This is a genomic window from Companilactobacillus hulinensis (genome assembly GCF_003946555.1).
GTDB classification, from domain to species: domain Bacteria; phylum Bacillota; class Bacilli; order Lactobacillales; family Lactobacillaceae; genus Companilactobacillus; species Companilactobacillus hulinensis.
In genome coordinates this window covers 1-21,113 of sequence record NZ_RHOO01000010.1, presented here as the reverse complement: position 1 = coordinate 21,113, position 21,113 = coordinate 1, and the positions used below count along the sequence as shown (strand labels likewise).

Genomic DNA, 21,113 nt, shown 5'->3' with positions numbered 1-21,113 from the left:
CCGTGGTGTAAGGACTAAAGTTCTAACGCCACCCTCACTGCCAACTAGATTATTGATTTTCTCCTTTTTTTGAATGATAAGTTAATTTATTTGAATTGAGTAGTCAATGCAGGTACTATGCAGGTGCAAATAAATAGTTGAGGTGGAAATTTTGACTGAGCAAAAAGATGAAGATAGTTCTTTAATTGAAACTCTCAAGATTATGTCTAATCCTGAATTGATGGCAAAAATCAAGCGTGGGGATGAACAGCTTGCTAAAGGTGGCTTTAAGGGACATGAGTTAATAGAAGAAGATGAAAAAGATTAAATATTGTATATAGTCTGTTTGATAAGTTATATTGTAAGTGCAAAGTACTAACTGGAGTATCTCTACCACAGTGAGAACTATTATAATTTTTTGGAGTATCCCTACCATAGTGGGAACGTTTAGGATGTATCGGAATATCTCTGCCATAGTGAGAACCAAAAAGGACTCTGAATGAAATTGAAATTTCATTCAGAGTCCTTTTTCTATGAATAGAGATTATTTACTATTGAACCTGTGCGTCAGAAGCCTTAATAGTTGTACGGCCATCTTTAGCAGCGTTCTTGATTGCACGGACGATATCATTATCACTCCATGCAGCTACGTTCTTAACACCTTGGTCAGTTAGATCTTGTCTGGCCTTGGCAATATCGGAATCAGTGATAGTCTTACCACCAACTTCTTTGGATTCAACATCGAAGTCACCCTTAGCAGCAGGATTGCTACTATCATCAGATGATGAATTATTGGAATCACTTGCTTCTGAGTTATCTGTTTGGTTATCACTACTATTATTAGTATCAGTATTGTTGTCAGCAGTAACTGAAGCAGCTGGTAACTTGTCCAATAACTTCTTAGCCTTCTTATATAAGTCCTTGTAATACTTGCCCTTGATACCACTAGTGTTAGTAACTTGTTCGAGAAGTGATCTAGCTTGGTCATTACTATTAGAAGCAATCATTTCCTTGGCATTTCTGATATCAGCCTTGTAATCACTACGTTTTCTAGTGATAGTTTCAACTTGCTTCAATAGTTCTTTGGCGTGACTGACCATCTTGCTATTACCATTAGTGCGGTTCTTAACAGTTGTCAGTTCCTTTTTAGCTTCTGTGAATTCCAAGTCGTTCATTGATTCCTTAGCTTCTGATAAGTTCTCAGCTTGAATCTTTGATGATTTGGATTTTTTTGTATTTTTAGCTTCATTGGCTGATTCAAAGTGGTCAGCAGCCGTTTCGTATTTTTCTTGATCGACAGCCTTGTTACCCTTTGACATTTCAGTATTGTATTCATTGTCGCTGTTTGATGAAGATGCAGATGATGAACCATTGCTGCAACCAACAAGTAGGATACCAACAGCGGTTGTTGCGAGTAGTGCTAGTGCTTTTTTCATAGAATTCCTCCTTGGACATCTAGTTGGATTATATCATGTTCGAAAAATTAACAAAAATAAATTGAAAAAGTATTTCCGCTTTTGCCATTTCCAATCGTTACTGTATATGTAAGCAACTTAAGACGGCCGATGAGTTCTTACGAATAAAAAATAAATGAGGTACTCAAAAATGAGTTGGAACAAAACATCTATTAACATGACAATGGCAAACGAGAATTACAAAGACGGAAAAGCAATCCGAGGATTCCAAAACGTGATCAAAGAACCAACAACAGAACAAATCGACAAGTTGTCAGAAGTATTGGTAATGCTATCTAATGGAGATACATTCCTTAAAGCTGAAGTTGTACAACATACTGATTATCTGAATGATTAGGAACCAGAGCGTGTCAACAGGCGGGAACACCTGAGCATTACCTAGGTTAAGGACAGTGCCGACAGAGTCGGTGCAGTTCTTAAGCGTAGTAAGCGCAGGGTGTTGCCTGTTGTAAACGCGTTTCAGAACCACAAACTAAGTACGCAATGACACCACCAAAAATCAAAGACACAAAAAAGGGGATATTATATATGAAGAAACTACAACTAACATTCAAAACAGCAGAAGGCCATAAAAAGGACTTAGTATTCAACTATGTGCGTGAAGACCTCGATGCACCCACAGTTAGAAAGGCCATGGATGCGATTATCGCTAGTAAGTTATTTGAAAAGAACAGCGTCCAACTTTATTCAGAAGTGGTTGCTGCCAAATATGTGGAACGTATTGAAACAGGTCTTTTTAAACAAGATCTGGCCATTTAAATAAAACACTCAAGCCTGTGATTAATAGTCACAGGCTTTTTTGCGTTAATTTTGCGGAAAAACAAATTAATTCATGGATATGACTTGAGCCTATCGTCTATTTCGACTATTATATACGTAGGCTCTTTTGTAGGAGACAATTATTTGAGTGCACTTTCTTCGTAACAATTATGTATTTGAAATATTACAGCAATGTTATTAATAATACAGAATTGTTACAAAAGTCAGCGTTTTCCAATTAATAGTTGATTACTAAGCCGGAGTTTCATATAATGATTGTCAGTGGGATAGCCCACTGAACAAATTAAAAAATAAATTCTTGTAGTCCAGGGGAGGATTAACATTGAAAAAATCTATTAAATACGCAGGAATCGCTGCTGCAACACTTCTAACTGTTGCACCTATCGCTGCTCCTGTTGTTTCACAAGCTGCTACTTCTACAGAAGCAACTGCTACAGAAGCAACTGCTACAGTAAACGAACCAGACCAAGACGACTTTACAGCCGCTAAATCAGCTTTTGATGGTCAATTTGCTAACATTAAGTCAATCAACTTAGAAGGCGCAACAAACGCTGACCTTCACTTAGGTTCACAAAATGCTACAACATTCGATCAATTCAAGAACGGTGCTGTTTCAAAAAAATTAGTTGCTAACCCAGTTGCTGAAGCTGCTTATGCTGCTATTGAAAGAGAACAAACAAGTACAGATGCTGCTAGAAAAGTTAAGGATGTATACGTAACTGCTACTGTTGATGGTAAAACATACGACGCTTCTACAGTTACTTTAGGTGCTGACCAATTGAAGACAGCTATCGATGCTTCTGATAGTGATACAACAACATTCACTGTATACTATTCATACGTTGCATTGAATGGTGACTATGCAAATGATAAGGTAAGCTTCAAATTAGCTAACCCTAAGAAGAACGAACTTAAGTCAGTTAATGCTAAGTTCACAACTCCTATCTCAGTTGCTAAAGACTCTAAAGTTGCTGCTACACAATTAACTGACAATGCTGCATTGTCACTAGTTGACCAAAACGGTGATTCAGTTGCTACAAAGGCTAAGTCATTGAGCAACAAATACTTCTACACATACGCTGCTGCTATCAACAACAACGCAACAACAAGTGTTGTAGATCAAGCTAACGGTAAAGATATCGTTGATGGTAAATTTGCTACTGCTGGTACATATTACCAACGTATCACATTTACAGCTACTGATAACTCAGCTTTAGCTAAGTTCATTGATGCATATCAATCAAACCCAACAGGTTACACAATCTTTGTAAATGGCAAACAAGCATCAGCTGGTTATGACTTTACATTGAATGCTAAGACATCAACAGATCCACAAACAATTACATTTGTTCGTGCAATCAACGTTTCAAACGATGTTTCAGCATGGACAACAACTAAGGTTGCTGGTGTTGTTACAACAAAGGGTGACTCAGATTACTACACATTGAAGAACAATGATAACGGTACTATCAAGAACCGTGCACTTTCAGCTAACTCAGGTTGGAAGACAAACGCTGTTCGTACAGACCAATTCGGTAACAAACAATACCGTGTTGCAACTGGCGAATGGGTTGATGCTAACGACGTTACATTCAGTGACGGCACATCAACTGACAACACTGGTGCATTATCAGACTTTACTAAAGTTAATGGTACTGTAAGTCTTGACGGTCCTGCATCATTCGTATACAGACTATACACAAAAGATGGTTCAGAAGCTAAACGTGCCCTTGCCGGTGACTCAAGCTGGATCGTTTCACAAACTGCTAAAGATGCTTCAGGTAACACATACTACAAAGTTTCAACTACAGAATGGGTTGTTTCTGGTACAGGTGTTAACTTCAAGTAATTAAATATTACTGATTAAGACTCGCTTATGCGAGTCTTTTTTTATGCTCAATTACTCTAAATTTTGATTAAGTATTACCCAATATTATTGAATTCATATGTAGAAAATATTATGTTGATACTGGATTCAAATATTATTTTTTGGAGGTAAGCTATATGAAGAAATCAATGATTGTAAGTGGGATTCTTTTTTCTGGTATGATCTTGGGTTCAGTTGTAACGCCAGTTGTTGTTCAAGCTGATGGAACAGCCACAACTACAGTTGCTCAAAAGAGTGTTACTGTAAACTATGTTGACCAAGTTACTAAGAAGCCAGTTGGAACCGAAGTTGTAAGTGGTAGTGTTGGTACTACTAAGACTTTGAAACATATTCCTGATGGCTATGTATTAGCTAGCAATACTACATCAGTAACATTGATGGCTCAAATGGGACCAAGTCTGCGCTATGATGTTGTTAAGTCAGATGCAGTTAAGAAAATTACTGCTAATGTCAGTTATTTTGACAATACCGCACAAAAATCAGTTGGTACTGAAGCTGTAACTGGAGAATTGGGTGCATCAGTTAAATTGAATAGCATTCCTGCTGGTTATGAATTGAAGAATGCTTCTGACAGCTCGATTACTATAGTTGATCCTAACGGAAATGGTACTTATGACAGAATCGTACTTGTACAACCTTCTGCCGCTGGTACTGTAACTAAGTACACAGGTATCGCTACAACAGGTAGTACAGGTGCTCCTATCTATGATAAGGCAGGTAATTTGATTAAGGCTCGTGCCTTGGGTGCTAATACTAAATGGGCAATCGACCGTAAGTTGGTTCTTAATGGAGTAACTTATTATCGTGTAGCTACAAATGAGTTCGTTAAAGCATCAGATGCCACTATCACAGGTAACGATGTGAATACAGGTACTGATACAAATACTAACCCGGATACAGATGACAATATCAGTTCAGCAAAAGATATCCAAAAGGCTGATAGAGTTGCTGTAACAACTATTTCGGATGCTCCTACAAATCTCTACACAATTGATGGTGCGCTCATCAAGGGCCGTGCACTTGGTGGACACACACCATGGGCCGTATTCAAGATGGCTACAATCAATGGCGTTAAGATGTACAAGGTTGCTACCTACGAATGGGTTAAGGCTAGTGATGTTGAATAGTTTATTTTAGAACCGCCAATGGCGGTTCTTTTTTTTAAAAAATTACAAATAAATAACCCATCAAACCTCTTTGAGGCTGATGAGTTAATGGCTTTAGGTTAAATAATAGAGTTTTGTTATTAATCTAAGAATTTGTCTTTTCACTTGTGTTGCCATCAGATTCTGGATATGGTTTATCCTCGTAGATTTTTGATAATCGAACATATGTACGATATAATTTTATTGAAGATAAATTCATTAGTACGTGTGATAAAATAATAGTATCCAAATTAGAAGGAACAAGTTGATGGAATTTAATGCATATCATGGAACGTCTTATGAAATAGCTAATAAAATAAAGAATGAGCGTAAATTCATTTATCATGAAAGACCAGGTCATTGGTTAGGAAATGGTGTTTACTTTTTCATGGAAGATCCTGATGCTGCAAAATGGTGGGCAAGGTCTAAATTTAAATCTGATTCAGCCGTACTGAAGTTTTTAATGAATATTGATAGTAAATATATATTGAATCTTTCCAGTTTATCTGGCGCGAATGAATTCGTTGAATTTAAAAAATATATTAAAAGTGCAAACTTAGATTATGGATATTCAGATGAGGATGTTAAGTATCTTAATAGTCACCCAGGAGAAGAAGCTAATGTTCAAAGATCAAAGCTGATTGAACTACTTTGCAGGAGTGCAGGATACAAGGCATGCTTTTGTGCCTTTAAGGTTCCTAATAATAGGTTAAAAATTACAGAACTTGATTTTGTTCCTCAAGAAATTCAAGTTAACATTCTTGAACCAAGTTTAATAAATTTTGACACGTTGGAGTTAGAACACGTATAATACTGATGTGGAGGTGGAACCTATGTATGATAAAAATCAAATTTTGGAAGCAGCCAAAAAATATGGATTACCAGTTACGGCTTCACCAGCTAATAAAAAATCAGCGTTTGTTTCACCAGATGGATCCCGTCATGAAATATTGGACGATCCACTATTTGAAAATGATGACTATTTCGTAATTGCTGATTCGTATAATGAAATTAAGATTTCAAAAATCGATGTTAGTGAAGTCGCTGATAGCATGGTTGAAACTGGAAACAATAATAATGACTTTGATACTAATGATAAAGAAAATATTACAATAAGTGAGAAGCATGAAAATGCTTCTTTTTTTTATGTTAATATGAATTTATGTTAAATTAAACAATTAGGAGATTTAAAAATGACTGAAGGTAACACGCCAATCATTGAATTCAAAGGTTATTCAATAAAAAATTTGGAATATACTCGAGATGTGGATATATTGAGTAGTTATGATTCAGGATTTAATTATATTCCATCGGTGGGATTAAATGATGATAAAAGTAAAGCAACCTTAACCGTTGATATCTCGTTAAAACGGGAAGAAAATAATTTTGGGGTCAAGGTAAAAATTCAAGGTCAATTTAATATAAATGAATCCCTTTCTGCAAAGAATACTGATGATATTGCAGCAGCTTTATTTGTGAATGGAACAGCAATTTTGTATCCGTATGCAAGAAGTATTGTATCAATGATTACAGGATTAGATTCTAGTAGTACGATTTTATTGCCAACGATTAATACCACTGAGTTATGGAAAAAGTTTGGTAAAAATAGTAATAAGTAATTAAGACTTGCATAAGCAAGTCTGTTTTTTTCCCCAATTAGGGTATAATTAATACAGAATATCTAAAAGGTGGTATTTTCGATGCTTGAAAAAGTTAATGGTATTGTTAAAGTAAATCAAAATAGTCGCTACGTTGTATTTTTGTTCGATACATATGAAATGAACCGTAAGATGCTTCAAGATAGATTCGTCAAAGGCGAGTCAACTTGGTACACTGACGAAAAGGGTACTGGTGATGATGGTAAGGTATTTTATCGTATCGCCAAAGATGGTGAATGGATCGAAGCTGAATATGTCGACTTTATTCAAATGACAGATTAATTTGTGATGACAGACTTGGATAAGTCTGTCTTTTTTTCTGTAAAAATGTTACAAATTAGTTAAAAATATTAAAAAATCCGATATTTCTTAATATTTAATTGAAGATAATTTCATCCCATAGTAATCTAGTTGCATAGATGTATGATTAAGATAGAGTAGTGGGATTTTCCTGCGACTTCTAGGGGGAGTACGATTATGAACAAAAAATGGGTCGCTTCTACCGCTGTAGCTAGTGTTCTTGCTGCAATAGGTATTTCTTCCAATACGGCGCACGTACATGCCGCCGTAACGAGTAACGATGACAACGATGATACGAAGGATCAAACTAACGATAATTCGAGTGCAAAAGATACTAGTGTTGCTAGTGTAATGGATACTGAGGGTGCACCTCTTAATGATTCCACTGCTGATGCAATTGAATCTGCTAAGAGTGATCCCAACACTACTGGTACGAGTGTGTTGGAACGTAGTGCTGCCACAGCATTAACACAAGCCACTACCACGGCTGCTGTTACAAGTTCTCAACAACAGGCTTTCTTAGCTGAAGCTGTACCAATGGCTCAAAAGGCTGCTTCACAATACAAATTGTATACTTCTGTTATGTTAGCTCAGGCCATTCTTGAAAGTGGCTGGGGTCAATCGACGCTTGCTACCGAAGCACATAACTTATTCGGTATCAAAGGAAGCTACAACGGTGCCTATGTATCGATGCCTACGTCTGAGTGGAGTGCTGCTCAAGGTTGGTATTCTATATATGCCAACTTTGCTAAGTATCCTAGCTACTATGAATCATTTGCTGATAATGGAAACAAGCTCCGTAACGGTGTTTCTTGGAATTCTTCATATTACAGTGGTACATGGAAAGAAAATTGTTCGTCATATAAGGATGCCACAGCTTGGCTTCAAGGAAGATATGCCACGGCACCAACATATGCATCAGTTCTCAACGGAATTATTGAATCTTATAATCTGACTCAATATGACGGTGATGCATCTACCGGTGGAGCCTCTGACAATAATTCAGGTGATAATACGAACGAACAACAAGTCAACGGAACTGTAACCAAGATGAACGACGTTGCTACAGTTACTAATAAGAACAGCGCCAGAGTGTATTTATATGCAGACGCAAATAAGCCGGCCAATCGTGCGCTCGGTTATAATACTCCTTGGGTAGTTACTGCCAAGGTGGTTACTTCTGATGGCCAAGTATATTACAAGGTCAGCTCGACTGAGTATGTTAAAGCTTCAGATGTACAATTGAAGTCTCAAGAGACAAGCACAACGACGAATCCGCCGGTGTCTATTTCTGATACAGCAATTGTTATTAAAGGAACAGGTGCTCAAGTATATAGTTCAGCTGATAAATCAACTGCAACGGGACGTATCCTTCCTTATCAATCAGAATGGATCACAACGAAGTACGTTACAAATAGTAATAATGAAAAGTTTTATTTTGTTGGTACAAATTCTTATATAGCTGCTAGTGATGTAGAGTTGAAATCTGAGAAGACAGATGAAGATTATAAGAATGATAATATCGTGTCATATCCTGATATTATTCATGTTACGGCAACACCAAGTGCTAAAGTTTATAACGATAAGCATCAAGCACTAGCTGTAAGTCTGCTCAATAATACTGACTGGAAAATCGATAAGAAGTCGACTCATTCAGATGGTACTATTTGGTATCGAGTAGCTACAGGCCAATGGGTCAGTGCTAATGATGTTCAAGTTAAAGGATCAAATTACGTTAAGACAGTCTCGGGATCCGTAAAAATTAACTATATTCCAGGCTATGGAGTTAACGTATATAACAGCCCAGCCGCAAACAATAAGTTCACAGGAACTCGACTGGCTGACGGTACGACATGGCAAGTAACATCGCAACAAATAGTTGATGGACAGACATGGTACAGAGTATCATCTGGCTGGGTCAACGGGAAATATTGCATATATACTTCAAATTAGGAAGACGCTTAGGCGTCTTCCTTTTTTCGTTCCGGAAGGGGACTTATGAACTTAAACAAATTTAACAATCAAATTCTATCGACGGATTTTTTGCTTGGTACTGGTATTAACATGATGTACAAAAAAGAAAATTTTGCAGTAGATAATAATATAATTGCATTACTGGATATTAGTTCTAAGCAAAGAATAATTACGGGTAACTCTATTGTCATACATGATGAATTTGGTGTTTTCTTTGTGGACAAGACGACAAAGCAATTGATGAATGAATTTCATAAGGTTAATTATGCTGGGTTCATGCTGACGAAGTTCATGGCTGAGGCTTATCATATGAAGCGTAATATCCCAATGGTCTTTGGAAGTGTCTCATACATGCCTATGAGTGGTGGGAGTCGTAATTGTACTGATTGGATTGGGATTCATCGGATATTGGACTGTCAGCAAGTAGGAATGAGGGCAAGATTCAAGCTTGAATATAATTCAGTTGTTGAAATGGACTTTCCACGAGGCAATCTAAATGACAGGGTCCACGACGTGTGTGTAATAAGTGAAGCACAGGTCAAAGCTATTAGAGTGTGGATGCTTAGAGCAAATCTAGAAGTGAGGGTTTGTTCTAATGTTACTCAATTTCTGAATGATAGGAAGGTGTGCGGTTGTATGTTTCATGATGCACCGCCTAAAGAATGGAGTGAAATTCATATTAGGTTGGATCAGTTACGAAACTTCTTATTAGAAGTGATGACTAGGAATGAAATTGAAAGTAAGCAGACCAGAATCGTCTATGTTCAAAAAACTATGCGATTAAAATTACTTTGCTAAGTTAGATGGCAAACGCTGGTACAATCGACTCTTTATATTTATAGTTCGATCAATAGCCTTATTTAATGAACACTCGTATGACGATTTGGCAACTAACAATGCAATTCTAGAATTGTTATATTAATCCTTGCCATAAGCGCTTATGAGTATCGTATTAATGAGGACTTGTATTTGGCAACTTTAGAAGAAGGATTCAATAAGGCAATCGTAAATAAGCGATTGATCCATGGTGTTTTGAAGAGAGTTAACATCTATCAGACACGTTTTGATTACGATGATTATTTTCAAGAAGCAGTCATCATATTTGCACACAGCTTTGTCGATTTTATGAATGAGTATAACGATGAGACTGGATTTGATGTCCATATTTATCAAAAATTAAAGTGGAGAATGACAGATTTATTGCGGCAAGATTTGAGATTCTCCGAGATCCATTCATTTGATGAATTCGATTTCTCAATTATTGAGCAGGAAGCTAATAACCAGCTAGAATGCCTTGATTTACAAGGATTATCGGAGATTGAATCCTTAATATTTCAGGAACATTTCATTAATAATAATTCCTTATCAATATTAGCACGGCGTTATGAATGCAGTACACGTAACCTCAGGTACCATCGCAATAGGCTTTTGGCTAAATTACGCTTGAACATAACGGTGTAAAGGTTACTATCTGGTTACAGATATGTTACTTTCAATTAATTTATGAAAAATCTTGTTATAATTTAAGGGTTAAGAAAATTAACGGCGGGAAGGAAATATTTATTATGGTATCAAAAAAGAAATTAATGGCTAGTGTAGCAACAACTGTTGCTTTGACTGGTGCTGGATTCATGACTGTAGGGCAGGTAGTCCCTCAACTCGCAATCCAACAAAATGTTAAAGCTGCTTCAGCAATCAATGACTACATTAATAACAACAATATCAAACCTGTATCTATTCAATACGAACAAGGTACATTTAACAAATGGTTCGGCTATGACAACGGTGTAGGGAAGCCGGAAGGTGTCGTAGTTCACGAAACAGCCACACCAGGCGCTACTGCTAGAAATGAAGTTACATATTTCAACCGTGAGTGGCCAAATATATACTCATATGTTCATGCCTTCGTTGATAACAACGAAATCATCAACATTCACAGTACTGACTATGGTGTCTGGGGTGCTGGTCCAACAGCTAACGGTAAATACATTCAAATCGAATTATGTGAAGTAAGTACAACTGATGCATTTGCTCGCTCAGTTTCAAATGATGCATATTACATCGCAAGTAAACTACTACAATACAACTTGCCATTCACACCTGGTACAACAGTTCTATCACACAACGATGTATCACAAAGATATGGTGACACAAACCACACTGACCCAGTTGGTTACTTCGCAGCTTGGGGTTACAGCATGGATCAATTCTATGATTTGATTGGTCAATACTATAACAGTCTTAAAGCCGATGGTTCTGTAACTAACGGTGGTGGAGACAACAATAATACTGGTAATACAAATAATAATAACAACAACACGATTAAAGTTAACAATGCTGGTGGTGCATATGTTCCATTAGTAACGTTCAACAGTGATGGTTCAGCTTCAGAAGTTAAGAACCGTGCTTTATCAAACAACACTCCTTGGTATACAGATAAGACTAAGGATTACGGTGGTCATACTTACTATCGTGTTGCTACAACAGAGTGGGTATCCGATCAATATATTACTAAGTAGGTTTTTGCTTTGCCGCCTACGATAGAAAGTGATTGAACCTACTGTGGGGAACGATTTCAGCCGAAGTGCGGTCTGAAACCTCACTTACCACTCTGGCTCATTCACTTTCTATCTCCGGCTAATTTACTTCTTAGTTTGAATTTATACATATTTGAATACAATTTATCTACTAATGAAATAAGGTACAACTACTAAGTCAAATTGTAGTTGTGCCTTATTTTGCTATAAAAGTGAAAGTATAAAAAAAGACGGAGGGAGAGAAAAAAGTAACCCGCCGTGAATGTGGCGAAGCCACAGGACGAGCTTTAAGATTTGCGGTTTATGCAAAGCTTAAAGTCGAGGTGAGAGACCGTGACTCGAGCCGGTCCACACGACAGGCAATATTTTTTCTCTCCCGGAGTACCGTAGTAAATGCCAACCCAAAATTCCAGCAATCTTTTCCTAAAAAATAATCACACGTTGTATAATTGAAGTGTATATAAGTAGGAGAATATCGATGAGAAAAAAATTTTTAACAGTATTGGGGATTTTATTTCTTTTTATCGTAATTTCAGGTTGTGGCAAAAAAGATAATGCCCAAGTTGTAGAAACAACGAAGACTTGGTACATGTTCCAAGATCAGGGAGAGGCAGACGTTATTTCAATCAAGTTTTTGAAGAATAACAAAGCTGAAGTCAAGGATATTTTGTCACTCGGCGATAGTGTCGGAATCAACCGGATGAACAATAATAATGCCAACCCGAGTTATCAGCTAGATAGAAATGGTAAGACCATAACTATCAATGCTAGTAACAAGGTTGTGTTTAAGTTGCTTAAGCCATACAAAGAAAACGTTTATGGCCGGCATATGAAGGGGTACTACGTTCAATATCAAGGTCAGACGTACAAGTTTGGCTACATTACCAAGACTGATAAGAAGTCAGCAACAGTCAACAAGTCGAAGTCACAGAATATTTCGGTCGAATCAATGCCGGATCACATCGTCAACATTAATCATGATGCTACTCCGTTGAAAAACTCTAATTTAACTGGTAATTTTAATTTTTCTACTATTATAGATTACCGTCGGACTGATGGTAATTTGACAGTTAATGCTAACGGAACTTACCAGATGACGATGACGGAGCACGCTGCTCAGCCAGCTACTGATAAGACGGATAGCAAGGTCGTTATGGCAACAACAGTAGAATCTGGTCAAGTTCAGAGTCTGTATGGCAAGGTTTATTTGATGCCGAAGAACTTCTTGACGATTCAGTATTACTTCCATGGTCAGAATCAAGATCATCTCTTACCAAAGAGCGTTAATTTGAAGGTCAATTCTAAGGCAACTGGCAATCAAATCGACCGTGCGAGAACTCGAATTGAGAATGACAATGGGCAGGTCTACTTGTTCAGCTCGGACTTCACAGTTCGCAAGCAATCTGGTCAGACGAATACCAATGGTAATTTGTTAACGACTTCGGATACTCCGCAGACACTTTTGAAGAATGATATTAATCAGACTTACAATTATTATCAAGAATATAAGAAGAAACCAGTGTCATCGAACGCTGACTTCATGCAATTAGCAGCGGCTATTTCTGACAATAATGATAAGAAGCTTGGTAGTATAGCAGTCGACTTCGGTGGTAAATATGGAACTGATCAGGTTCCGACCGATTATCAAGGTGTTGATATTGATGGTAAGAGTCAACCATTGATGCAGTACTTGTTCTTAGTTACACCCGCTACTTATAAGGAAGGCGGACCGACTATCACGACGAATCAGGGGAAGTTCTTGATTTATGGTATGCTGAATAATCGTCTGTTTCTGTTGAAACAACCAGATAAGGATTCGACGACGGTCACTTGGACTTTGGTCAATGGTGTCTCGCTCAAGGTCCCAGAATTAAAATTCACTTTGAATTAGTTCATTGGGGGGAATTCTTATGAAATATATATTATTAGCTATATTCATAGGATTGATAGAGTTATTTTTGATTTTTCGTACACGTTATATGTTCAGCCGCCATCCAGTTTTGACGACTAGCAGTATGGTAATTATGATGACGATCATATTTGTTCATTTATTGGATTGTCATGCACCATTGATAATTCGTTATTATGTCATCACGATTTTTTCAATTGATTTGGTATTACTGATGATTTTGTTAGGTTACATTTTCTATGTTTATTATTTTTTGAGACGAGCCAAGGTGCAAGGAGCTGATTATCTGCTGGTGCTTGGGACCAGTTTCATGACTAAGCGTGTTCCGCCGGTTATGCAGGATAGGTTGGATACAACGATTGCCACATATCACCGTTTGAAGGATTATCCTCAGATCATCGTCAGCGGTGGGCATAGCTCACAACTTCCGCTAACTGAAGCAGGATTGATGAAGGATTATTTGATTGAACATGGGATTCCGGAGTCGAAGATAATTCTGGAGAATAGATCTTTGAACACGATGCAGAATCTCGAATATTCATCAATTGTCTTGAAGAAGAACTGGCGTGGCAAGCATGTTCCACGAGTAACGATTATTACAAGTGAGTTCCATATTCCTAGAACGATGCGTTATATTAAGAATCTAGGGATATCTGTTGGCTATCTGCCTGCAAGAACAATACCGATCCTTCGCTGTCCAGCAATGTTTCGTGAGTTTACGGCAATAGTTTGGTATTATAGGTACACCGTTATGTCGGTAATATTTATTATCGTAGTGTTATTGTTTAGCGTATTTGATTAAGGGAGTGTCGCATGATTTCATATGATAAATTCGTGGCTAATAAGCGATTACGACGATTCGTATTGCTTATAGCTGTAATTGGATTATTTTACTTGTTGCGCAGCATGATGAGCTTGTTCTTGCTGACGTTCACGTTTACTTTTTTGTCAGTTCAATTAGTTAGATCCGTCCAAAAAAGGTTTCCAAAAGTTAAGCCTGTTTGGGTGATCGTACCGGTATATCTACTGATAATTGCCGGATTGGTATTTGCCGTGGCAAACTATGTTCCACAGATAGTTAGTCAGACGGGGAAGATGTTCACTTCATTGCAGAAGTTCTATCAGAGTGATGATATGAAGTCGAATATTTATCTAACGGCAGTATATGATTATTTGCAACAGATCAATCTTGATGCACAGATCAAGACGGCAGTTGCACAAGCAGTCAATTATATCTCTAGTGTTGGCGCAATGGGATTGAATATTTTCTTGTCGTTCCTGTTGAGTTTCTTCTATACTAGTCAGGTTGAGCAGATGAATGTCTTTGGTCGTCAATTCTTAGACAGTAGTTATGGTTGGTTGTTTGATGATCTTCGTTATTATGGACAGAAGTTCGTTAATACATTTGGAGTCGTTATTGAGGCACAGTTGATGATTGCAGTTGTTAATACAGCTTTGACAACCATCACGTTGCTGTTCATGAAGATGCCAAGTGTCATCGCACTTGCTGTGATGGTCTTCATATTGTCACTGATACCTGTCGCAGGTGTGATTATTTCACTGATTCCATTAAGTTTCATCGGATATTCTGTGGGTGGAATTAGGTATGTAGTCTATATTATAATTATGATAATTATTATTCATATGATTGAAACATACTTCTTGAACCCGCAATTTATGTCGAGTATGACACATTTGCCAATCTTCTTTACGTTTGTTATTTTGATTGTTTCCGAGGAGCTTATCGGTACATGGGGCTTGATTATCGGTATTCCAATCTTTGTTTTCTTCTTGGATATTCTCGGGGTACATTCGATTCAAAAGAATGAATCTAAGAAGAAGTTAAGTTTGAAGAAATTTCGATAAAAAAGTATTGCAGTCATATATAATAGGGATAACTGAGTAAGATGGGAGAATAGGTGTATGTCATTTTTTGATAGAAAAAAGAAGGACGATAATCAATCAAACGATTATTCAAATATGTCCGCAAATCAACCTAACTTTAATGTAGATTCTTTTCAAGATCCTCAAAATCAACAGCAACCACAAATGAATTACGATTATAATCAACAATCACAGCCTGATCAAAGTTACCAGCAACAGCAACCAATGGATCAACAATATCAAAGCTACGGCGTAGATAATAATGGACCAGAGGTCAATGGCAACTACTACGAAGAGCAGCCAGTTCCAGAAGCTGATGATACACAAGACTGGAAATATACTCAAGATAGTTTGGAGAATACTTTGGCTCAAAGCGAGTCTCTAAAAGCTCAATTGCGTCATGAGTTGTTGGCTGACCGTGGATACTGCAATCATGTTCTGCGCAGTGTCAGCAGTGATCAAAAAGATGAGCGTGACGCTGCAACTGAGCGTATCACAAAGATCAATGGTCTGTTGAGAAAGTGGTACGACACTGATGAGATGGCTAATGAAATCTATCTTGATCCAAACCGCAATTACTTCATTTTTACTGACCAATTGGATCCTAATCCAGAAGATAATGTAAGCAAGCTTTGGCAACAGATTACTATGACATTGGCCAATAATAACTTGATGGCTAACGCTATTTCAGTTGCTTACGATGATCAGGTCAACCAAACATGGACTAATTATCAAAATGCCGGTTGGGTCGACCCTAACTCATACTTGTTGAGTATGTACAATGATTTGCAAGGACGTTCGATGAATATGGTGGCTACACCTGCCGAAATCCCATTCGAAGAATCATACCGTATTCAACATATTAGTGATAAGACTGACAAGATTCTTGATGCTGATGACAACTTGATCATGGAAGTATCACGTACTTCTAACCAACAATTACAAGTTATTCGTCACTACAGTGGTGGTAAGTTGTTGAGTCGTGATATCTTCGATGTTAATGGAGTTATCTCCGCAACTCAATTCTACGATCACCATGATCCTAATAAGGTCGTTCGTGAGAACTTTTATCGCCAAGATGGTACCTTGGTCTTGATCAAGAGCTATACCAACGATGATCCATATATTCAATTGTTCACACAAGGTAATGTTTTGATCAGTACCTTTGCAACGGATGAAGAATTGATTATCTGGTGGTTGAAGAATCAAGCGTTGCGCCAAGTTCAAGCTACAATCTTTTTATCAGTTGATTCCGCATATTATAAGAAGTTATTGTCATTACGTGATAAAGGCTTCGAAGTTATCCCAATCGTTATGACACAAGATCAAAACGCTAAGGTCATCACTGATTTGGTCAGTGGCAAGGATCAAGTTACAGCTGTATTCGCTGGCACAGACAAAGTTAATAGTTACTTGAATACAAATTCTAAGATCAAGATGGACATTTCAACATTGAGTGACGTTGAAACTCCTGTATACAAACAATAATGTATTTAATGAGTCAGTTTACATGAAACTGGCTTTTTTTTATTGCCATTATCGTGTAAAATGTATTGTTGTATAAGAAATGAAAAGAGGATTTTGAAATGGCAAAATTAGTTTTCATTCGTCACGGACAAAGTCAATGGAACTTATCTAACCAATTTACTGGTTGGGTTGATGTTGACCTTAGTGATGAAGGTGTAAAGCAAGCACAAAACGCTGGTAAACTTCTTAAAGAAGAAGGCATCCAATTCGATCAAGCATATACTTCAGTACTAACACGTGCTATTAAGACATTGCACTACGCACTTGAAGGCTGTGACCAACTATGGATTCCTGAAACAAAGACATGGAGACTTAACGAACGTCACTATGGTGCACTTCAAGGATTAAACAAAGCTGAAACAGCTGAAAAATATGGTGATGAACAAGTTCATATCTGGAGACGTTCATACGATACATTGCCACCATTATTGAAAGCTACTGACGAAGGTTCAGCTGCTAAAGACCGTCGTTACGCTAACTTGGATCCAAAGATTATTCCTGGTGGTGAAAACCTTAAGGTTACTTTGGAACGTGTAATTCCATTCTGGGAAGATGAAATTGCTCCAAAACTTCTAGATGGCAAGAACGTAATCATCGCTGCCCACGGTAACTCACTACGTGCTCTTACAAAATACATTGAAAATATCAGTGATGCTGACATCATGGATGTTGAAATGGCTACTGGTGAGCCAGTTGTATATGACTTGGATGACAAGTTACAAGTTGTAAGTAAGAAGAAGTTAAACTAATTAGTAACACTTGGTGACTTTGTCACTTAGAGTTACTTATGGTATGGTGTCGACTTTAGAGACCGTACTCCTTGATTAGTTAGATATAAAATACGACCGCACAATGTGTGTAGGTCGTATTTTTTTGCTATTTTTGAAAATATGTTATTTGAATTGCTGCTTGTAGTAAAGCTGATATAATGGAATGTGTTAAAAACTAAAAGGAGTTTTACGGAGCTAAAAGGAGTTTTACGGAGTTGAAAGTAGTTTTGTAGAGTTAAAAGGAGTTTTACGGAGTTGAAAGTAGTTTTGTAGAGCTAAAAGGAGTTTTACGGAGCTGAAAGTAGTTTTGTAGAGCTAAAAGGAGTTTTACGGAGTTGAAAGTAGTTTTGTAGAGCTAAAAGGAGTTTTACGGAGTTGAAAGTAGTTTTGTAGAGCTAAGAGAATTTTTACAGAGCTGAAAGTAGCTTTGTGGAGTTAAAAGGAGTTTTACGGAGCTGAAAGTAGTTTTGTAAAGCTAAAGGGATTTTTACGAAGCTGAAAGTAGCTTTGTAGAGCTAAGAGAATTTTTACAGAGCTGAAAGTAGCTTTGTGGAGTTAAAGGAAGTTTTACGGAGCCGGGAGTGGCCTTGTGGAGATAAAGGTGGTTTTACGGAGTTAAGAGTAATTTTGTGAAGTTAAGACAAACTATACAAAGTTTAATAGGATTATTTTTTTATAAAAAGAGGTGCACAATTGAATATTCCTAGGTATGAAGAAAAAGATTTATTAAATATTCCAGAAGGCAAAACTTTCGATCGAAAGAGTGCTTCATATGATTTAAATAAACTTGCTAATATTTTGATAGCATTTGCTAATGCCGATGGTGGAACGGTTGCATTAGGTATTAAAGACAGAAGGTATGAGGGAGTTGATTTACTTTCGTCTCAAAAGAAAAATGATATTCTTCAGATCGGTTCTCAACGAGTGGTACCGACATTAGAGATAGAAAAGAATGTTAAGCATATAGTCAATATTCAGGGGATTTCTGATGAAATATGGTTGCTAACAGTTCGACCAACTGACGATAAATTGTATATGAATAAAAGGGATGAAGTATATCTTAGATTGGGTGACGAGACTCATCGTGTCACATTTGAAGAACGTAAGAATTTGGAATTTGATAAGGGAATTAGAGCATATGAAAGTCAAGCTGTCGATGAAGCAATTCTAGATGATCTTGACCCAGAAACTGTTGATAAATATAAAAAGTTGTATGGATTTGATGGAGATAATCTTTGGGACTTGCTTTTTCCTAAGGGACTAGCAAAACGAATTAGAGATAAAAATAATCAAATATATTATCGACTGACAGTAGCTGGAGTATTATTACTTTCTAAATATCCGACTGCTTTTATTCCTGGGGCAAGAATTAGGTTTATTCGATATGAGGGTCTGGAAGCAAAAACTGGTTCCGACATGAATATTGTTAAACAAATTAGAATTGAGGGGCCATTAGATAAAATGTTACAACAAGCAAGCGATATTTTGGAAGCTCAATTGAGGACATTTTCTAGTTTAGACACTAAATTAGGCAAATTTATTGATGTTCCAGAATATCCTAAAGGAGCGTGGCTTGAAGGAATTGTTAATGCAGTCACACATCGTGGATATAATTACACGGGTGATGATATCAGAGTATTGATGTTTGATGATCGATTAGAAATTCATAGTCCAGGTAGTTTGCCAGCGGTAGTTACACCTGAAAACATCAGAAGAACACACTATTCTAGAAATCCATATATTGCACGAGCGTTAACCGATTTTGGTTGGGTACGTGAATTCGGTGAAGGTGTGGATCGTATTTATAAAGATATGAATGAGTTCTTTTTGGATGATCCTATTTATGAAGTGGATACAAACAGCGTTAATTTGATTTTAAAAAATAACATTATTATGCGTTCATTTAGAAAAAATGATGATTTGGAATCAAAAATTGGAAAAGATTGGCAAAAGTTAAACTTTATTGAAAAAGCAGCAGTTGGACTTGCATATGATCACAATAGCGTTCGTACTCGTGAACTGTATGAGGTGGTTGATGGATATAGCATAAGTTCCGCTAGAAATGCATTAAATCATCTATCCAAAATGGGAATTCTTGAAAGAGTTGCCTCAGCTCCGACATCTCCAAACCAATATTATAGGTTAATAAAGTAGTTTTTAATGTAATTCCATTCTGGGAAGATGAAATTGCTCCAAAACTTCTAGATGGCAAGAACGTAATCATCGCTGCCCACGGTAACTCACTACGTGCTCTTACAAAATACATTGAAAATATCAGTGATGCTGACATCATGGATGTTGAAATGGCTACTGGTGAGCCAGTTGTATATGACTTGGATGACAAATTACAAGTTGTAAGTAAGAAAAAATTGAACTAATTAGTGACTCTTAACGGCTTTGCCGATTAGAGTTACTTATGGGGTCGTCTTGGCGACCGTATTCCTTTTTAAATAGGACTGCACTTTGTTGTGTAGTCTTATTTTTTTTGACCAAAAAGACTCTATCGGGCGCTAATTGGTCACTAAATGGGCACTGATTTGAATGAAGTAATAAGTATATATTATAAATGTGGTACTTGATGTTGCTCATCAAGTACCACATTTTTTGTAGGGAGGGATGTCAAAGTGTACGTAAAAGTACATGTAATTGTGCATGATATATGTATTTTCAAGAACAGGCTATATTTGCTACTTTAATAATGTCTAGTGATTACTAAATTGTAGGAGGTGTAGGTTACTACATTTACAAGGCAAAGCAAGAAGGTAAACCAGCTGGTCATATCATTGATGTAATTCTTGGCGCACTAGTTGCACTCGGAATATGGGGACTGAAGAAAGATTCAGACAGAATAGTAGGAAATGAACAAAAAATGCAGAAGATTCATCAAGCATCAGGTAGGGACTTAATGAGTACATAAGTTTTTATAGCTTGATTAAAAAATTTACCTTTGAACTCTGAAGAGTATTTGGTCGTGAAAAAGCGTTCCTAAAGTCGTTAGATTATATCTAACAATTATGAAGCACTTTAACCTCACATTATGTGAGGCCTTTTTTAATTTGGTTTCGTAATTTAATAAAGAAGAGAATCCAATGATTCTAACTTATTTTAAAACGAAATATTTAAAGAGGAAAAATTATTGAATTCGTGAATTGTAAAATTAATCCGAACACCTAATCAAAAAAAAATACCCATAGTAAATGTTTTACAATGGTAGTGACTAAACAGACCATGAAAGAAGACATTTACTATGAGCATATCTACTTTAACACAGTATCACCGTGGTGCCA

Annotated in this window: 20 protein-coding genes and 1 pseudogene; 20 read left to right on the top strand and 1 reads right to left on the bottom strand. The window is 36.9% G+C overall.

The window, feature by feature from the left end; translation table 11 throughout:
* Window positions 1-151: 151 nt before the first annotated feature.
* Window positions 152-307 carry a hypothetical protein gene (locus EKM66_RS12545; RefSeq protein ID WP_164505073.1) on the top strand — a complete coding sequence of 52 codons (156 nt, stop codon included), beginning with the start codon at window positions 152-154 and terminating at the stop codon, window positions 305-307.
* Between the two features lie 223 nt (window positions 308-530).
* Here the strand turns inward: EKM66_RS12545 and EKM66_RS06685 are convergent, their stop codons facing one another.
* A complete protein-coding gene (locus EKM66_RS06685; RefSeq protein WP_125762877.1) occupies window positions 531-1,415 on the bottom strand; it encodes an outer membrane protein assembly factor BamD in 885 nt (294 codons plus the stop codon).
* Window positions 1,416-1,584: 169 nt separating this feature from the next.
* On the opposite strand from EKM66_RS06685, the gene EKM66_RS06680 reads away from it, so the two are divergent.
* From EKM66_RS06680 to EKM66_RS06590, 19 genes and pseudogenes are all read left to right on the top strand, one after another.
* Window positions 1,585-1,791, top strand: coding sequence for a hypothetical protein (locus tag EKM66_RS06680; protein ID WP_125762875.1), 207 nt, complete (start codon window positions 1,585-1,587; stop codon window positions 1,789-1,791).
* Between the two features lie 191 nt (window positions 1,792-1,982).
* On the top strand, window positions 1,983-2,213 hold the full coding sequence (locus EKM66_RS06675; protein WP_125762873.1) for a DUF2922 domain-containing protein: 231 nt from the start codon (window positions 1,983-1,985) through the stop codon (window positions 2,211-2,213).
* A gap of 343 nt (window positions 2,214-2,556) precedes the next feature.
* On the top strand, window positions 2,557-4,083 hold the full coding sequence (locus tag EKM66_RS06670) for a hypothetical protein (protein WP_125762871.1): 1,527 nt from the start codon (window positions 2,557-2,559) through the stop codon (window positions 4,081-4,083).
* A gap of 155 nt (window positions 4,084-4,238) precedes the next feature.
* Window positions 4,239-5,249 carry an SLAP domain-containing protein gene (locus EKM66_RS06665; protein ID WP_125762870.1) on the top strand — a complete coding sequence of 337 codons (1,011 nt, stop codon included), beginning with the start codon at window positions 4,239-4,241 and terminating at the stop codon, window positions 5,247-5,249.
* 286 nt (window positions 5,250-5,535) lie between these two features.
* On the top strand, window positions 5,536-6,078 hold the full coding sequence (locus EKM66_RS06660; protein WP_125762868.1) for a hypothetical protein: 543 nt from the start codon (window positions 5,536-5,538) through the stop codon (window positions 6,076-6,078).
* Window positions 6,079-6,100: 22 nt separating this feature from the next.
* The gene (locus tag EKM66_RS06655) at window positions 6,101-6,436 is read left to right on the top strand and encodes a hypothetical protein (protein WP_125762866.1); all 336 of its coding nucleotides are present in this window, start codon (window positions 6,101-6,103) and stop codon (window positions 6,434-6,436) included.
* Between the two features lie 24 nt (window positions 6,437-6,460).
* Window positions 6,461-6,886, top strand: a complete 426-nt coding sequence (locus tag EKM66_RS06650) for a protein-export chaperone SecB (RefSeq protein ID WP_125762864.1) — start codon at window positions 6,461-6,463, stop codon at window positions 6,884-6,886.
* An 81-nt stretch (window positions 6,887-6,967) separates the two neighbouring features.
* Window positions 6,968-7,207, top strand: coding sequence for a hypothetical protein (locus EKM66_RS06645; RefSeq protein WP_125762862.1), 240 nt, complete (start codon window positions 6,968-6,970; stop codon window positions 7,205-7,207).
* A gap of 195 nt (window positions 7,208-7,402) precedes the next feature.
* Window positions 7,403-9,178: a glycoside hydrolase family 73 protein gene (locus EKM66_RS12860; protein ID WP_125762860.1), complete on the top strand. Its 1,776-nt coding sequence runs from the start codon at window positions 7,403-7,405 to the stop codon at window positions 9,176-9,178.
* Window positions 9,179-9,223: 45 nt separating this feature from the next.
* Window positions 9,224-9,997 (top strand): hypothetical protein, encoded by a 774-nt coding sequence (locus EKM66_RS06635; protein ID WP_125762858.1) that lies wholly within the window; start codon window positions 9,224-9,226, stop codon window positions 9,995-9,997.
* A gap of 171 nt (window positions 9,998-10,168) precedes the next feature.
* The gene (locus EKM66_RS06630) at window positions 10,169-10,660 is read left to right on the top strand and encodes a sigma-70 RNA polymerase sigma factor region 4 domain-containing protein (protein WP_125762856.1); all 492 of its coding nucleotides are present in this window, start codon (window positions 10,169-10,171) and stop codon (window positions 10,658-10,660) included.
* Window positions 10,661-10,764: 104 nt separating this feature from the next.
* Window positions 10,765-11,718: a peptidoglycan recognition protein family protein gene (locus tag EKM66_RS06625; protein ID WP_125762854.1), complete on the top strand. Its 954-nt coding sequence runs from the start codon at window positions 10,765-10,767 to the stop codon at window positions 11,716-11,718.
* A 496-nt stretch (window positions 11,719-12,214) separates the two neighbouring features.
* A complete protein-coding gene (locus tag EKM66_RS06620; RefSeq protein WP_125762852.1) occupies window positions 12,215-13,627 on the top strand; it encodes a hypothetical protein in 1,413 nt (470 codons plus the stop codon).
* 19 nt (window positions 13,628-13,646) lie between these two features.
* A complete protein-coding gene (locus EKM66_RS06615; protein WP_125762850.1) occupies window positions 13,647-14,447 on the top strand; it encodes a YdcF family protein in 801 nt (266 codons plus the stop codon).
* Window positions 14,448-14,458: 11 nt separating this feature from the next.
* Window positions 14,459-15,511: an AI-2E family transporter gene (locus EKM66_RS06610; protein WP_125762848.1), complete on the top strand. Its 1,053-nt coding sequence runs from the start codon at window positions 14,459-14,461 to the stop codon at window positions 15,509-15,511.
* Window positions 15,512-15,568: 57 nt separating this feature from the next.
* Window positions 15,569-17,017, top strand: a complete 1,449-nt coding sequence (locus EKM66_RS06605; RefSeq protein ID WP_125762846.1) for a hypothetical protein — start codon at window positions 15,569-15,571, stop codon at window positions 17,015-17,017.
* 98 nt (window positions 17,018-17,115) lie between these two features.
* The gene (locus EKM66_RS06600; protein WP_125762844.1) at window positions 17,116-17,805 is read left to right on the top strand and encodes a 2,3-diphosphoglycerate-dependent phosphoglycerate mutase; all 690 of its coding nucleotides are present in this window, start codon (window positions 17,116-17,118) and stop codon (window positions 17,803-17,805) included.
* A gap of 714 nt (window positions 17,806-18,519) precedes the next feature.
* Entirely contained in the window at window positions 18,520-19,980 is a 1,461-nt protein-coding gene (locus tag EKM66_RS06595; RefSeq protein ID WP_225426570.1) for an ATP-binding protein, read from the top strand.
* Between the two features lie 8 nt (window positions 19,981-19,988).
* Window positions 19,989-20,204 (top strand): annotated as a pseudogene (locus EKM66_RS06590) (2,3-bisphosphoglycerate-dependent phosphoglycerate mutase); the annotation flags it as partial.
* Between the last annotated feature and the right edge of the window lie 909 nt (window positions 20,205-21,113).

Excerpts from the sequence above, each read along its gene's own strand:
- EKM66_RS06685 (WP_125762877.1), bottom strand. The coding sequence starts at position 1,415 with ATGAAAAAAGCACTAGCACTACTCGCAACAACCGCTGTTGGTATCCTA.
- EKM66_RS06680 (WP_125762875.1), top strand. The coding sequence starts at position 1,585 with ATGAGTTGGAACAAAACATCTATTAACATGACAATGGCAAACGAGAAT.
- EKM66_RS06675 (WP_125762873.1), top strand. The coding sequence starts at position 1,983 with ATGAAGAAACTACAACTAACATTCAAAACAGCAGAAGGCCATAAAAAG.
- EKM66_RS06665 (WP_125762870.1), top strand. The coding sequence starts at position 4,239 with ATGAAGAAATCAATGATTGTAAGTGGGATTCTTTTTTCTGGTATGATC.
- EKM66_RS06660 (WP_125762868.1), top strand. The coding sequence starts at position 5,536 with ATGGAATTTAATGCATATCATGGAACGTCTTATGAAATAGCTAATAAA.
- EKM66_RS06655 (WP_125762866.1), top strand. The coding sequence starts at position 6,101 with ATGTATGATAAAAATCAAATTTTGGAAGCAGCCAAAAAATATGGATTA.
- EKM66_RS06650 (WP_125762864.1), top strand. The coding sequence starts at position 6,461 with ATGACTGAAGGTAACACGCCAATCATTGAATTCAAAGGTTATTCAATA.
- EKM66_RS06645 (WP_125762862.1), top strand. The coding sequence starts at position 6,968 with ATGCTTGAAAAAGTTAATGGTATTGTTAAAGTAAATCAAAATAGTCGC.
- EKM66_RS12860 (WP_125762860.1), top strand. The coding sequence starts at position 7,403 with ATGAACAAAAAATGGGTCGCTTCTACCGCTGTAGCTAGTGTTCTTGCT.
- EKM66_RS06635 (WP_125762858.1), top strand. The coding sequence starts at position 9,224 with ATGAACTTAAACAAATTTAACAATCAAATTCTATCGACGGATTTTTTG.
- EKM66_RS06625 (WP_125762854.1), top strand. The coding sequence starts at position 10,765 with ATGGTATCAAAAAAGAAATTAATGGCTAGTGTAGCAACAACTGTTGCT.
- EKM66_RS06620 (WP_125762852.1), top strand. The coding sequence starts at position 12,215 with ATGAGAAAAAAATTTTTAACAGTATTGGGGATTTTATTTCTTTTTATC.
- EKM66_RS06615 (WP_125762850.1), top strand. The coding sequence starts at position 13,647 with ATGAAATATATATTATTAGCTATATTCATAGGATTGATAGAGTTATTT.
- EKM66_RS06610 (WP_125762848.1), top strand. The coding sequence starts at position 14,459 with ATGATTTCATATGATAAATTCGTGGCTAATAAGCGATTACGACGATTC.
- EKM66_RS06605 (WP_125762846.1), top strand. The coding sequence starts at position 15,569 with ATGTCATTTTTTGATAGAAAAAAGAAGGACGATAATCAATCAAACGAT.
- EKM66_RS06600 (WP_125762844.1), top strand. The coding sequence starts at position 17,116 with ATGGCAAAATTAGTTTTCATTCGTCACGGACAAAGTCAATGGAACTTA.